At 56.3% G+C, this 13,784-nt stretch carries 14 protein-coding genes and 1 pseudogene; 9 read left to right on the forward strand and 6 right to left on the reverse strand.

The features are described from left to right. Positions 1 to 161: 161 nt before the first annotated feature. Positions 162 to 452: pseudogene (locus tag MW898_RS18065) on the forward strand (IS5/IS1182 family transposase); the annotation flags it as partial. A 186-nt stretch (positions 453 to 638) separates the two neighbouring features. Here the strand turns inward: MW898_RS18065 and MW898_RS18070 are convergent. Next, a complete protein-coding gene (locus MW898_RS18070; RefSeq protein ID WP_248909448.1) occupies positions 639 to 1,271 on the reverse strand; it encodes a hypothetical protein in 633 nt (210 codons plus the stop codon). Positions 1,272 to 1,473: 202 nt separating this feature from the next. Between MW898_RS18070 and MW898_RS18075 the strand changes: the two genes are divergently transcribed. Genes MW898_RS18075 through MW898_RS18085 form a run of 3 tightly spaced genes read left to right on the forward strand, consistent with a single transcriptional unit; the run spans position 1,474 to position 3,839 of the window. Further along, positions 1,474 to 2,517: an ABC transporter permease gene (locus MW898_RS18075; RefSeq protein ID WP_248909450.1), complete on the forward strand. Its 1,044-nt coding sequence runs from the start codon at positions 1,474 to 1,476 to the stop codon at positions 2,515 to 2,517. Positions 2,518 to 2,526: 9 nt separating this feature from the next. Then, positions 2,527 to 3,477, forward strand: a complete 951-nt coding sequence (locus tag MW898_RS18080) for an ABC transporter permease (RefSeq protein ID WP_248909452.1) — start codon at positions 2,527 to 2,529, stop codon at positions 3,475 to 3,477. Further along, positions 3,477 to 3,839, forward strand: coding sequence for a DUF7268 family protein (locus tag MW898_RS18085; RefSeq protein ID WP_248909455.1), 363 nt, complete (start codon positions 3,477 to 3,479; stop codon positions 3,837 to 3,839). The genes MW898_RS18080 and MW898_RS18085 overlap by 1 nt, the downstream gene beginning before the upstream one ends. Before the next feature lie 38 nt (positions 3,840 to 3,877). Here the strand turns inward: MW898_RS18085 and MW898_RS18090 are convergent, their stop codons facing one another. Beyond that, positions 3,878 to 5,158 (reverse strand): dihydroorotase, encoded by a 1,281-nt coding sequence (locus MW898_RS18090; protein ID WP_248909457.1) that lies wholly within the window; start codon positions 5,156 to 5,158, stop codon positions 3,878 to 3,880. 32 nt (positions 5,159 to 5,190) lie between these two features. After that, the gene (locus MW898_RS18095; RefSeq protein ID WP_248909459.1) at positions 5,191 to 5,889 is read right to left on the reverse strand and encodes a lipoyl protein ligase domain-containing protein; all 699 of its coding nucleotides are present in this window, start codon (positions 5,887 to 5,889) and stop codon (positions 5,191 to 5,193) included. 50 nt (positions 5,890 to 5,939) lie between these two features. Between MW898_RS18095 and MW898_RS18100 the strand changes: the two genes are divergently transcribed. Both MW898_RS18100 and MW898_RS18105 read left to right on the forward strand, forming a co-directional pair. After that, positions 5,940 to 6,788, forward strand: coding sequence for a DUF8155 domain-containing protein (locus tag MW898_RS18100; protein WP_248909462.1), 849 nt, complete (start codon positions 5,940 to 5,942; stop codon positions 6,786 to 6,788). A gap of 160 nt (positions 6,789 to 6,948) precedes the next feature. Next, on the forward strand, positions 6,949 to 7,395 hold the full coding sequence (locus tag MW898_RS18105; RefSeq protein ID WP_248909808.1) for a PaaI family thioesterase: 447 nt from the start codon (positions 6,949 to 6,951) through the stop codon (positions 7,393 to 7,395). Positions 7,396 to 7,443: 48 nt separating this feature from the next. On the opposite strand, the gene MW898_RS18110 is transcribed toward MW898_RS18105, so the two are convergent. Next, positions 7,444 to 7,950, reverse strand: a complete 507-nt coding sequence (locus tag MW898_RS18110; protein ID WP_248909463.1) for a DUF8162 family protein — start codon at positions 7,948 to 7,950, stop codon at positions 7,444 to 7,446. Between the two features lie 134 nt (positions 7,951 to 8,084). Between MW898_RS18110 and MW898_RS18115 the strand changes: the two genes are divergently transcribed. After that, on the forward strand, positions 8,085 to 8,738 hold the full coding sequence (locus MW898_RS18115; protein WP_248909466.1) for a helix-turn-helix domain-containing protein: 654 nt from the start codon (positions 8,085 to 8,087) through the stop codon (positions 8,736 to 8,738). 5 nt (positions 8,739 to 8,743) lie between these two features. Here MW898_RS18115 and MW898_RS18120 read toward each other — a convergent pair whose 3' ends face one another. After that, positions 8,744 to 10,174, reverse strand: coding sequence for a YjiH family protein (locus MW898_RS18120; protein ID WP_248909468.1), 1,431 nt, complete (start codon positions 10,172 to 10,174; stop codon positions 8,744 to 8,746). 125 nt (positions 10,175 to 10,299) lie between these two features. After that, positions 10,300 to 10,884, reverse strand: coding sequence for a cysteine hydrolase family protein (locus tag MW898_RS18125; RefSeq protein WP_248909469.1), 585 nt, complete (start codon positions 10,882 to 10,884; stop codon positions 10,300 to 10,302). Positions 10,885 to 10,958: 74 nt separating this feature from the next. On the opposite strand from MW898_RS18125, the gene MW898_RS18130 reads away from it, so the two are divergent. Both MW898_RS18130 and MW898_RS18135 read left to right on the forward strand, forming a co-directional pair. Next, positions 10,959 to 12,404: an Hvo_1808 family surface protein gene (locus MW898_RS18130; protein WP_248909471.1), complete on the forward strand. Its 1,446-nt coding sequence runs from the start codon at positions 10,959 to 10,961 to the stop codon at positions 12,402 to 12,404. A gap of 30 nt (positions 12,405 to 12,434) precedes the next feature. Further along, on the forward strand, positions 12,435 to 13,757 hold the full coding sequence (locus tag MW898_RS18135; RefSeq protein ID WP_248909473.1) for an Hvo_1808 family surface protein: 1,323 nt from the start codon (positions 12,435 to 12,437) through the stop codon (positions 13,755 to 13,757). Positions 13,758 to 13,784 lie beyond the last annotated feature (27 nt).

The raw sequence follows: 13,784 nt of genomic DNA on the forward strand, positions 1-13,784 counted from the left end.
TAGGGATCGTACAACAATTTAATATCTGCCTGCCAATATCCCTATGGATTACATTCCTCCACCTTGTCCTGCCTTGTTTTGCCGCCGAATGACGACAGTCTCTGAGGCACTCGCTGCAATATTCCGCCAGATTAACCGGGAAATGGACGCCGTCTGGCAGTATGGCATCGCTCAGACGGCTCGCGTGGATGTGTCGAAATCTTGCGAAACAGCACGTTGATGATCCGGACGTACCCGCCGCACCGAATGGCGTGGACGGGTACGCCGAGTGGGTACAGATCGCGTTGATTCTCTTCCGTGTCGAACTGGAGAAGAGTCTCCGTGAGACTGAGGACTACCTCACCGAGATGCCCGGTGTCCTCGCCGCGTTTGACCTCAACGAGGCACCGCACTACAGTTCGTTCTGCCGGTGGGAACGACAGTACCGAATGCGTGAACTCCGCCGCCCGCTCTCCCTTCTCTGGACGTATCCGGAAGAGGCATCGCCGTCGTCACCGGAACAATGCAGCAAGATACCATAGTTTTGACCCTTCGACGAACACCGCTAGCGACAGCGACTGCATCTTCTGCGTCCAAGAACCGGTCTCTGACGGCGTAAAACCGTGAGTAATTGACCCTACCACGACGCTGTCTTGCGTTCAACAAGGCACCTTGTCATCTGGACAATCGCATCTCCTATCAATTATGTCACAGTTAGTCCCTTGACCAGGGATCGTACAACAATTTAATATATTCCGACCCCAACCAGAACTACAATTACACTTACACTCATATGTTTGATAACACCCAGCTGGTTTTACGCCATTAGCTGGGTCGTATAGGCGCTTGTGGGTACTGCTCCCCACATACGCGTACGCTCGACGAGCCTGCGGATAGATATGGAGGCGGATTTCTTCTTCGTCATCGAACCGAGCAACGATATTTGCGGTTGCTTTTCCATCGATTCTGTCCGGGAGGACATTGAGATAGTCAGCCTCGACGAGGGACGACGGAGGTGATACGCCCTCTGATTCCATCAGCTGAGCAACCGAATCGATGTGTTCGACGAACGCCTGCTCAATCTTCGCCTCGTCGTCGATATATTCCTGATAGGCACGCGCTTTGTCATCGTCCACCTTGTCGAGATCCAGTACTCCCATACTGTCCATGTCGTCCTGTGCCGTCGCACCAGCGACGCCAGTGAAGCCAGCCATCGCTACACCTGTTGCTCCGATTCCGCGGAGAATGCTTCGGCGACTCAATTCTCGCTCCGCATCTCTTTTTCCTGCCATCATATAATTCCATAGATGAAGTAACATAAGTCTATTACAATTTCCAAATACATAAATACTAGTTATATTTATAATAAATATATGGATTGATTAAACGCCACTCTACGACCATATATAAGTTGGTCTTAATTTCTCACACTAATAATGAGTGGGAGGAGGCAAATAGTGGGTTTTTTCATCACCCGACTCTCCCTACTGGTAGATGGCTTCGAAATGGTTCGTTACGAAGCGACTCCTGTTGTTGGTACCGGTTCTCATAGGGGTTGCAACGCTCGTCTTCGCCGTTCTTCATCTCGGAAAGGGTGATCCAGCTCGGGTTATGGTCGGCCAGCGTGCGTCACAGGCACAGGTTGAGTCGGTCCGCCAGCAGCTAGGTCTCAATGACCCTATTTGGGTTCAGTATGGCCGGTTTTTGAAGGATGCTGCTCAATTTCAGTTTGGAGACTCCTACGTGCTCCAGCCGAATAATCCAGTCAAATCGTTGCTGGTGAACAAGCTTCCGACCACGATGGAACTCGCATTGTTGGGCCAGTTCGTTGGAATTCTGTTCGGAATTCCGCTGGGCGTCCTCAGTGCGATCAAACAGGACTCGCTGACCGATCACTTTACGCGAATCGGCGCGCTCGCAGGGATCAGCGTTCCTATCTTCTGGAGTGGTCCGCTACTCATCATTCTGTTCTCGGGGGCACTCGGAATGTTTCCGACAAGTGGACGGATTGAATCGACAATTTTCCTCGATAGCTCGTGGTTCTTATTCGGAACTGAGTTGCCACTAACAGGATTCATCACCATTGACACGCTCTTACTCGGTGAATACGACGCATTCATCTCGGCAGTGCACCATCTCGCGTTGCCCTCGTTGGTTATCGGTATCTACTCGATGGCGCTGATCTCGCGGATGATGCGCTCATCGATGTTGGAGGTTGTCCGGCAGGACTACATCCGGACAGCGCGGGCGAAAGGTCAGGGTGCGAGAATCACCATGCTGAAACACGGGTTCAAGAACGCACTCATTCCCGTGATCACGGTCATTGGCATTCAGTTCGGGACGCTCCTCGGTGGGGCTGTGCTGACCGAGACTGTCTTTGCGATCTCAGGAATGGGGCGGCTGCTCGTCGCCGCGATTGAGGTCGGCGATTACCCCGTCGTGCAAGGGGCGGTGCTCGTCTTCGCGCTTCTGTTCACGCTCGTCAATCTCGGTGTCGACATCACGTACTCCTATCTCGACCCACGTATCCAACAATAACACATTACAATGAGTACACAGATCGAATCAGATTCACCGCAGACGCAATCGAGGGGACTCCTCTCGCGGCTCCGGGCCTCACAGTTCCTCTCGAATCTTCTGTCGAATCGGCTCGCCCTCACGGGGTTAGTCATCATTCTCTCGATGGTTATGATCGCACTGTATTCCCGTGTCACCATCGGCGGTGTGCCGATGGTAACTGACGGGTATTATCAGGACTTGATTCAGTCGAATCTCGGGAACAACCCGGGACTGGCCAAGTCACCACCCAGCCTTGAGTATCCTTTCGGACTGGATGGGCAGGCACGCAGTATCTTCCCCCGAGTTCTCTTTGGTGCGTGGTTAGCGCTGAAGTGGGGGACGATCATCGTCGGTACCTCGACGGTGCTCGGTGTTGGCTTCGGGATCATTGCCGCGTACTACGGCGACATCACGGATAACGTCATCATGCGGACGATGGACGTATTGCTCGCGTTCCCTTCACTTCTGTTGGCACTCGCATTGGTCGCCATCTTCGGTGAGGGTCTCCAAAACGCTTCCATTGCACTCATTCTCGTGTACACACCACGGTTTGCGCGGGTCGTTCGGGGGGCCGCACTGACGGTGCTCGAAGACGAATATATCGACGCAACGGTCGCGCTCGGTGCGGCTGACCCTCGTGTACTCGTGCGTCACGTTGTTCCGAACTGTCTCGCTCCGGTCACCGTTCAGAGTACGCTCAACTTTGGTCTCGCAATTATCGACCTCGCAGCCCTCTCGTTCCTCGGATTCGGTGCTGCACCCGGCACACCGTCGTGGGGTATCATGCTCAACAACGGTGTCAAACACGGCTTGGAGATCGCGTGGTGGTGGTCGTTCTTCCCAGGGCTGTTCCTCGCACTGACTGTCCTCGGATTCAATCTCCTCGGCGACGGAATGCGTGATGCGCTTGACCCACGCATGCGCGAGGCAGTCGACTGATGGATCGTGCGGTCGCGGCGTGGGTGCGCGTTCGCGTCCGTCTGGTCGGCTCGGCTGCTGCGCTGGGCTTTCTTCTCGTTGCGCTTGCGGTTCCGATCCTCGTTTTCGCCGCACAGTACGACCTGCGATTCGTGAGTGCACAGGTGTTCTCGCTCGCGGCGCTCTGCTTTGGGATTGGGATGCTTGGGTGGTCGGGTTCGATACTCGCCGGTGGGGGCTTTGAACACGCGCAGCGTTATCTCGACACTGGGACGAATTGGACCGAAGCCGAGTCCCGACGGGCAATGGCCCGGGTCGGTGGTGTGGGTGCTGGTGGGATGATCGGCGTAATCATTGTCGTGTCGCTCCTCGGTGGGGCGTGACTGTTCTCCAGTCGAACGAGCGCCCGATCGACAGTAGACTACGAGTCTCGCACGTTTTTTCCGACTGGCTCTCCGAACTCCCCGTTTTCGTAAACGATCTGACCACGGACCATCGTCCACTCCGGAAAGACACCTTTCTGGCCTTCGAACGGCGTCCATCCGCATTTCGAGTGGAGTTCTTCGCCTCTGATTTCGCGTGATGCGTCCGGGTTGACGAGTACGAGATCGGCGTCTCGCCCGGCTTCGATTCGACCCTTTCGCGAAAGATCAAACACCCGTGCGGGATTCGCAGCCGTGAGATCGCGCACTCGTTCGTAACTCAGTCGTCCTTTCCGGGCGTCCTCTAGCAATAATGCAAGAGCGGTTTCGACGCCGGGCACCCCGCTCGGTGCGTCCCAGATAGTCGCGTCTTTCTCAGAGAGCGTGTGTGGAGCGTGATCGGTTGCAATCATATCCACTGCACCGGAAGCGACGCGCTCATACACCGCCTCTCGTCGTTCTTCGCTTCGCAACGGTGGGTTCATCCGGCCGAGCGTCCCGAGTTCGTCGAGATCGTCTCGGCTGAGAAACAGGTGGTGTGGCGTCACTTCACACGTCATTTCAGCCTCGTTCGCGCGGTCGATACCTTCTGGTGTGCTCGTGTGCGCGATGTGGATGCGCGCATCGCAGTCAGCTGCGACTTCACAGGCGCGCTTGACGGCAGTGGCTTCGGCCTCTGGCGTTCGGTAGGCGCTCCACGCGTCAGCATCGTCGTGCGCTCTCTCCTCGAACTGCGTTGCGTCCTCCGCGTGGACGGTGACGGTGACGCCTCGCTCTGTGGCTCGCTCGACAGCGTCGGCGAAGAGATCGGTCCCAATACCCATGTTTCCGGTCGAGTCGGCCAAGAACACCTCGCCGAGCGCGAACAACGGCTCCTGGAGGAGTGCCTCCGGTTCCCATGCGGACGTGACGCCACCGTTGAGACCGAAGTCGACGTACGAATCCTGTGCAAGCGCGAGTTTTTCCTCGAATGCCGTTTTTGCCACTGTCGGCGGGTCAGTGTTTGGCTGATCGACGACGCTCGTTACGCCGCCAGCAGCGGCGCTCTTGCTTCCCGTCGTCCACGTCTCTTTGTGCGGATACCCGGGTTCACGAAAATGGACGTGTACGTCGATCATTCCTGGCAGAAGGAGATTACCATCAACCTCCCGAATCGTTTCTTCACCATCGTGTTCGGTACTCTCGTGTGAGAGGTGTTGACCGACAGTCACAATACGGCCATCTCTGATCCGAACGTCTCGGACTCGTCCGTCAGCGAGTGTGGCATTCGTGATGAGCATGATCGTCACTCTCCCCTCAACCTCGGATAGACCTAATCCTGCCGAACATACTCTACGTTGTATTTGTCGTTTTCATCAGATCCGAGTCCAACGAGTGCCTGTTCGATTTCCCGTTGGGCTCGCTCAGGATCACTGTCTCCGCCAGCGCGTCCGATGCTGCCGACGCTGTCGGGATCGAATGGGACACCGAGGGCAGCGTAGACATCAGAGAGCACCGCCGCAATCGCTGTGTGGTCGCGGACAACGACGATCCCTGCGACGAGTGCGACACCGCGCTGGACGCGCTGTGCGACACCGACGATTTTCCCACCGGCTTGGAGGGAGTGGCTCCCGGGACAGAACGAGTTCGCCGGTTCACCGGGAGACGCATGGACATCGAGTTGCATCAACGCCACCTGCAGGTCGGTCACTGCGGCAGAATAGCGATCTTGCATGCCACGACGAATCTCTTCGAGGGGTTCTGTCCGGGCGAATGCGATCGTCTCTCCGGTGTACGCGACCGCGCGTCCACCGACGCTCCGCTCGTACGCCGGGAAGCCGTGTTCGTTTGCGGCATGAGTTGCTCTTCCGTACCCTTCGGTGTTCGCATCACGTCGCCCGAACGCGATCTGTCGATGAGGCGTCCATACTCTGATAACAGACTCCCCAGTTTCACGGGTGTCTTCGAGAACTGTCTGGGTGACAGCGCGGTCGGCGTCGATAGTTTCGGCCCGACCTCGGAGCACGCGCATGCTGTTACGTTCGAGCGATGGGGCTAAAGGCTCGCGCTCGAAGCCTCGGTATGCCCACCCTCGCGGCCGACGTGCTCGCGCGCTATCGCCGGTTTTCGTTGTACAACTCACCCTACGTCGCCCACGACAACGGCAGTGCTATCGATCTCTATCCAACGGATGATTTCGTGCCAAGTCCTGTCGCCGGAACCGTCCTCGACGTGCAAACGGTTCGTGCGCCACCAAAGGAGTACGCTGCTGTCCACGACCATCTCATTCTCATCGACACCGGTGTGCATACTGCGCGCTTGCTCCACGTCGACCCGTCAGTCGAACCAGGCGAGACTGTTGCCGTTGGTGACCCGCTCGGAACGCTCGTTCGCGCTGGCTTTTTCGCTCCGTGGGTCGACAACCACATCCATCTTGGATTCCGCTCTTCCGAGACGAACCCGTACAGAGCATCGGGATCGCTCGCTATCGACGTGGACGTTCCCATCGAAGCGCTCTCATGGGATGGCACCGGACGCGTTGATCGAGTCGGCGACACCTACGTTGTTCTCGATGCCCCTTCTCACCCGGCGCCAGGTGATCATTTTGTGGGAATCGCAGCCGGGAATGGTGTGATTGACGGCGGGTGCCCTCACTACGACGGCGGTGGTCTCCTCGGAACTAACGGTTCGCTACCAGCACACACCAACGGAGACGTCACGCTGGTCGGCACACGCGTTGGACGCATCGACGGTCGAAACGTGCAGTGGGACGATATCGAAATTCGGGCGAATGGAACGCCAATCACCGGAATCTCCTTCTTTCTCGCACAAGATGCGGCATTTGGCGCAAAGTTGATCTGTCCGAATGCGTCGTTCGAGCCGAACGAATACGTCGAGGTAACCATTCATCCGTCTCACGACGAATCATAACGTGATCCATTTTGATCGATCTACACCCCGGAGACGGGAGTGTGGGCGGTGCAGTGTACAGAGAGTCACTCACTAGAATCAATAACTGTGAATTGATGTGATGGATAGTAGGTACGTTCTGAATCGGTGGCTACAAGCCCGTCCACCTGCGAACGGATTCATGACCGAGCAGCTGCCGGATGACATGATCGAGATGGTTCAGCTATTCATCGAGGAAAACCACGGCTATCTCTCGTGGCTCGGTGTCACTGTCGATGAATTCACTTTCGACAGTATGACGCTCACCATCCCGTACGACGACAAGCTAACCAATCCGACCTCGCCGCCGACGATGCACGGCGGAATCGCAGCGACGATTATTGACACCGCCGGTGGACTCGCACTGCGACCGACCCTCGATGATCCGATTGGCGGCAGTGTGGCAACGATCAACCTCAACGTCAACTATCTCCGGCGAGCCGCGGGCGATCTCACTGCCCACGCTGAAATCGTTCGAGCCGGTAACAGCGTCGGTGTGAGTCAGGTGACTGTCGAAAGCGAAACCCCCGACGGCGAAGTACAACCTGTCGCCGTTGGACAGGCCGCCTACCGGCTGTTTCAGGGCTAATCGAAGAATCGAGCGTGTGTTGCTAGGATCGCATTATTGTACAAATATTCATAAATTATTAGGAATGTATATGGTGGCAAGTAGAACGCTCCCGAAAAATCCTACAATTTGATACCAAAGGACGCTGCCTCCAATCACGACCATCGTCGTTAGATCGTACTCGTGTGGGTCCCAGTCGTACCCGATCCGCGGGAGAATGACGACTGGAATGAGCCACAAGAGCACAAGAGAGACTCCAATCAACACAATTAGTCCCCGAAAAAGAAATGCGTCTTCGGCGGGTGAATCCATGCCCGGCGGTGAAAACAGCGCATCACCACCGACCAAAATGGCACCGATGAGAAACACTTGCACCACCGCAATAGCCACAATGACAAGCACGTAGTTGAGAAGCCACCTGTTCGTAACGCCGATAATGAACAGTGCACGTACGCGACTGAACAACAGAAGCGGCGTACAGATCCCCGCAACGACACATGCGAGGAGTATGCTGCTGATTGCTAACTTGATCAGTGGAACTAGTACAGTTCCGACAATGGCGAAACCGTGACTCACAGCCCACATACTTTGCCTTACTATGAACTATCCGTCGTATAAATCACTCTGTGGGATCCATCTAATCGGAGCGCAACGAATCTCGTTCCCCACACGCCGGGGACGTTTATACGAGCGCATTCCCTTTCTGTCGTATGTACGAGGCGACGTTCCGCATCGAGGGCGATGGGACCTACGCTGCGGCGACAGCGGATACTGGTGCCTCGGTCGAACTCTGGTGCAACGATCATTGTGACCTGCTGTACGTCGCAGACGGTGCGACCGACGAGATACTCGCGCACGTACGCGAGCGCGTTGGAGTACAGGACCTCCTTCGACGGCCAAACGAGCTGGTTATCGTCACCGCGAGCTGCCTGCAACGACACGAGAGCGACCTCATCGAGACGTATCTCATGCGTCACAACTGCTTGTTGTTACCACCAGTGCGGTACGCTGATGGCGCGAAGTCCTGTCGGCTGCTCGCGCTCGATCCAAGTGCCCTCACAGGCTGTTATCGCGCGCTCATCGACGACGGATACACGGTGACCGTAGAGCGCAAACGAGAGATCGAGACGGTCACGCACGACGCGCCGTTACTCACGCTCGACGGTGTTCTCCCGAACCTCTCTCCGCGCCAGCGCGAGACTTTCGCGGCCGCGTACGACCGCGGCTACTACGAAATTCCTCGAGAGACGACAACAGCCGATATCGCGGACGCAGTCGGCGTCGAACGTCGAACCGCAGAAGAGCATCTTCGGCGTGCGGAAAACAAACTGGTTGCGGCGTTGATCGAGTACGTCCGTGCCTAACTAATTCAGAACAGCCCAAGCTCGCTGACGAGATGCGTCATCACTGCGATGAGCGGCACAAGGATGATCGTCCGCATCGCGAACAGCATCACGAGATCCCGAAAGCGGATCGGAACGTCGCTGAACATATCCATCGTCATTGGGCCGACGCTGGAAAAGAAAATCAGCTGAGAGACCGCGAGCACAGCGATGAAAAACCGTGCCATCGGTGCGGTCTCCGTGACCAACAGAACGGGCGTGTACATCTCCGTGATGCCGACGATGGTCGCCGGAGCGACTGTCTCTGCATTCGGTAGTCCCAACGCATTGATAACGGGCACAAGCGGCGCACCGAGATATTCGAACGTTGGCGTGTACACTGACAGGAGCACCGCCGCTAGCCCGACCGCGAGAATGGTCCCGAGGATGAGACTCGTGAGCCGCAGTCCGTCGATGAATCCGCGCCACGCAGCCTGTGCGAACGTTTCGCCTCGTTTTGCCTTGCCGACAGCCTCGCTGAGTGCAAATCGTAGATATTCCCGTCCCGTCCCCTCGAACGGCATCTCGGGGTCGGGTTCGGCGACGTACTCCTCGGAAATAGTGCTGATTGGCGGCACCCGAACGAGAATCACCGCACAAACGACAACGCAGATGAAGTACGCGAGGAAGATGAGCGGAAACAGCGCGAGCATCTCGACCGTGGCAGCGACAACGCCCACGAATCCGATGCTCACTGTCGAAAAGCACGTTGCGATGGTGTACACCTCGCGTTTGTTGTAGCCACCGCGGTCGAAGACGTTCCGTGTGACGTACAGCCCAACCGAGTACGAACCCACCCACGAGGCGAGGCTATCGAGCGCTGCCCGACCGGGGAGCTTGAATAACGGCTGCATCACTGGCCGTGCGAGCGTGCCGATGAACTCCAATCCACCAAGTTCAACGAAAATTGTGATGAAGACGGCACCGATTGGGATGATGACTCCAACGCTGTACACCAGTTTGCTCCACATGAACCCACCCGTCGTTGCGGTGTGGAGCCACTCTGGGCCGCTCCCGAGGAACATCACTGGTGCGAGCAGCGCTCCGATCACCCGGAGCGTCCAGAACGCGGTCGAGCTTTCGAACGACGACAGGTCGACGTTGGTCGAAACCAACCCGCGGCTGTCGAGCTCCGCCGCCGTCGTGAACACACCGCCAGCGACAATGACCGAGAGCACGTACACCCCGACGGCGTCCGGAACAGATTCGGTGATCGTGCTGACGACGATATCGAACGGAACAGTGATCTCTCCGTGCCACGGAACCGGTACGAGAAAGAACACAGCCCCGATGGCGAACGCAACGACGAACTTCACCACCGGCCGTATCTCGTACTCGTTGAGATCGATGTCGTCGATTTCGCGTGCAGACGGCGTGCTGTCGATGTCCCACGTTTGATCTTGTGGTTCGGTACTCATGTACACACGCTCGTTCTGAAGGAATGAGACTACACCATCACCATGTGCGGTGGTGTTTATGAGCTATTGCAGTGCTGACAGCGTACCGAGAACGTACAGATAGAGAGCATCCACATTCGCATCACTCACTTCGAATCGTGTGTGAATTCGATCGAATCGAGCGGGCGGACGTCACCGAACAGCCAGTCAGCGTGATCGAGTGCGTACTCGCGGTGCTGTTCTTCGATAAATCCAACCGCGTCTTCGATGATGACGGGTCGGAAATCGCGGAGACCGGCACTCGATGCAGTGTGAAGGACACAGACGTTCGCAAGCGTCCCACAGATGAGGAGGTCGTTGATTCCGTGCGCATTGAGATGGCCCTCAAGATCGGTCTGATAGAACGCGTCGTAGGTGTGTTTCGTGACGACGTGATCGCCCGCCTCGACGGTCAGCTCGTCGACGATCTCGGCCTCCCACGTGCCTTCTACGACGTGTTCACCCCAGCGATCGAACTCGTCGTAGTAGTGTGTCTCATCGAACTGTTCGGGTGGATGCATATCGCGGGTGAAAATCACGTGAGAGCCTGCTTTGCGGGTCAGATCGATGACGTTTTGAACCGACTCAATGGCCGCTTCGCTGTCTGGTGCGTGCAAAGATCCATCTGGATGACAGAACCCATTTTGCATGTCTACGACGACAGCAGCGGTGGTGTCGGGATTGAATTGCATGAATGAACGTAGAATGCCACCATCTAAAACAGTTCTTCCGTGGTGTTTTTCCCGCTTGCCGTGTATAATCGTTTATGCGATTCCGCTCCGTTTTGCTTGCTGTCTTGGTCGTTCTTGCAGGCTGTAATGCTCTCCCAAATGCCGGGAACACTCCCTCTCCGACTGAATCTGGTGTATCCGGGCCTCAGAAATCGACAGCTGCGCCCGGCAACGCTACAGACGGAATCGGCCATGAAAACGGCTATTCGGCCGATGCGAAACTATCGATCAGCCCGAATGACGGCCTGAACAAAACGGAGCGAAAAGCGGTCGTCTCTCGAACGATGGCCCGTATCGAAATCGTTCGCCAGAAGGAGTTCAAACACTCGGTCCCCGTCACGATCCAGTCCCGAGAAAAATTCAGAGGAAATCAATCGAACCAGAATATAACGAAGTCGTTCCGTCGGTTCGACAACGCAAAGTTCGAAGCGATGTTCCTCATCGGGGAACAATCAGATTCGCTCGCTGTTCAGAACGAGGCCAGAGGACAGAGCGTTCTTGGATACTACAGTCCGACGAAAGATTCGATCGTCATTATCAGCAACAGTAAGACACCCACACTTGACGGCGAATCGACGCTCGCACACGAACTCACCCACGCGCTTCAGGACCAGCATTTCAACCTCTCTGACTACAATCGGACCACACGGGACGAACACAACGCGGTCAACGGTCTTATTGAGGGTGAAGCGAATCTCGTCCAACAGCGATACATGTCGAACTGCGGGAATAATTGGGACTGTCTTCCACGCTCGGAGAGTGGAAGCAGCGCCCAGCCCCCGAGCAACTGGGGCGTGTATCTCCTCAATTATTTCCCGTACGCTGATGGACCCGAGTTCGTCAACTACTACCAGCAGCGTGATGGCTGGAGCCGAGTCGACGAAATGTTCTCACAGCCTCCTGTAAGCTCCGAACAGGTGATGACGCCCACGAAATACGGCTCCGACGCACCAACGAACGTCACACTTGATGACCGTGCCCGGAACGGATGGTCGCGCGTCCATCTCACGGGACAGCGATCGGGACCATCACGCCCCGATTACGCGACGCTCGGACAGTCAGGACTCACCGCAATGTTCGCACAAGCAACGTTCGATTCGTACAATCGGTCGGCTGTCGTTCCTCGCCGGGCGATCTTCAACTACGATGGGAACCAACCAAACAGATCCGATCCCCTCGATTACAGTCTCCCGATCACGAACGGATGGGACGGCGATCGACTGCACGTCTATCAGAAGAACAACGAGACGGCCTACGTCTGGAAGGTGAAGTGGGACTCACCGAAAGACGCCTCGCAGTTCGCAACTGCGTACCGTCAGCTTCTCAGCCACTGGGGAGCGACAACGGCTGGAACGAATACGTGGGTCATCGAGAACGGACCGTATGCAGACGCTTTCTCGGTTCGGACATCGGGTAGTACGGTCGTCATCGTAAACGCGCCGACGACCGACGATCTCGGTGACGTTCGGCGGAAGGCATAGCTCGGCATCACAGCCCATCCTTAATAGAATATGACAACTCGACCATCGGAATGGACCGGTCTCGCATTCTCTGTGCTCATCGTCCTCTCTGGCTGTTCCGGCCTCCTTGGGGGATTACAGGCCGATATCGGTCAGGAAGATGGCTACAGTGCTACCGATTCAGTGAATGTAACGACGAGCGACGGACTGAACGCAAGCGAACGAGAGGCAGTCGTTCACAGAACGATGGCCCGTGTTGAGGTTATTCGCGGTCAGGAGTTCACGAAGGACGTTCCAGTTCGTGTCATATCACGAGAACAATACCAAAACGAGAGTGGAACGTTTGCCGTTCGAGACGACCCGAACTACACCGCATGGAACAATCAGGTCTGGGAAGCGCGGTTTCTCGTCGATGAACCGACGAACGCAAACAAAGCCGTCGAAGGAGTTTATGCAGGCGCAGTGCTCGGCTACTATTCGAACGGCGAAATCGTCATCGTCAGTGACAGCAAAACGCCGCGTATCGATTCGCTGACGCTCGCACACGAACTCACACACGCACTTCAGGATCAGCAGCTCTCGTTAGGCGAGGGTAATTTTGATCAAACGCAGGACGCTCAACTCGCAGAGAACGGTCTCATCGAAGGTGACGCAAACAGTGTAGAGTCTCGGTACGAGGAGCGCTGTCAGAATGATTGGTCGTGTTTACCCCAGCCAGAGCGACCGGAGCAGTCGAATCGCACTGACTTCAATCAGGGCGTGTACACGACAGTTATCATGCCGTATATCGCAGGACCGGATTTCGTCGATGCACTCCACGAACGTGGTGGCTGGAGCGCGGTCAACGATGCATACGATGATATCCCACAGAGTTCCGAACAGATCATCCACCCGGAGCGCTACCCTAACGATACTCCTGTGAACGTCACCGTCAAAGACCGATCAAACAACGAGTGGGAACGACTCGATGTTGACCCACAGGCCGAAACAGCCGGTGAAGCCTCGATTTACACGATGTTCTGGATGAACGGCGTCATCGATACGCAGAGTCACTACCAGTACAACTACTCCCACCCACTATCTGCGGGATGGGCCGGTGATAGCCTTGTTCCTTATCAAAACACGGCTGGCGAGCAGAACGGATACGTCTGGAAGACGGAGTGGGATTCCCCCGAAGACGCCTCGCAGTTCTCCGATGGATACAAACGACTGCTCAAACAAAAGGGCGCAAAGCAAACCGGTAACACGTACGTCATTCCCGAGAAAAATCCGTACGGAGACGCATTCCGAGTGAGTCGTCAGGGGACGACGGTGACGATCGTGAACGCACCAACCGTCGAAGAGCTCGACCGCGTTCACCGATCATCGAACTGACCCGAGGGAGATCGGTGCGGATCTGTG

Source organism: Halocatena marina (genome assembly GCF_023276375.1).
Lineage (GTDB): Archaea > Halobacteriota > Halobacteria > Halobacteriales > Haloarculaceae > Halocatena > Halocatena marina.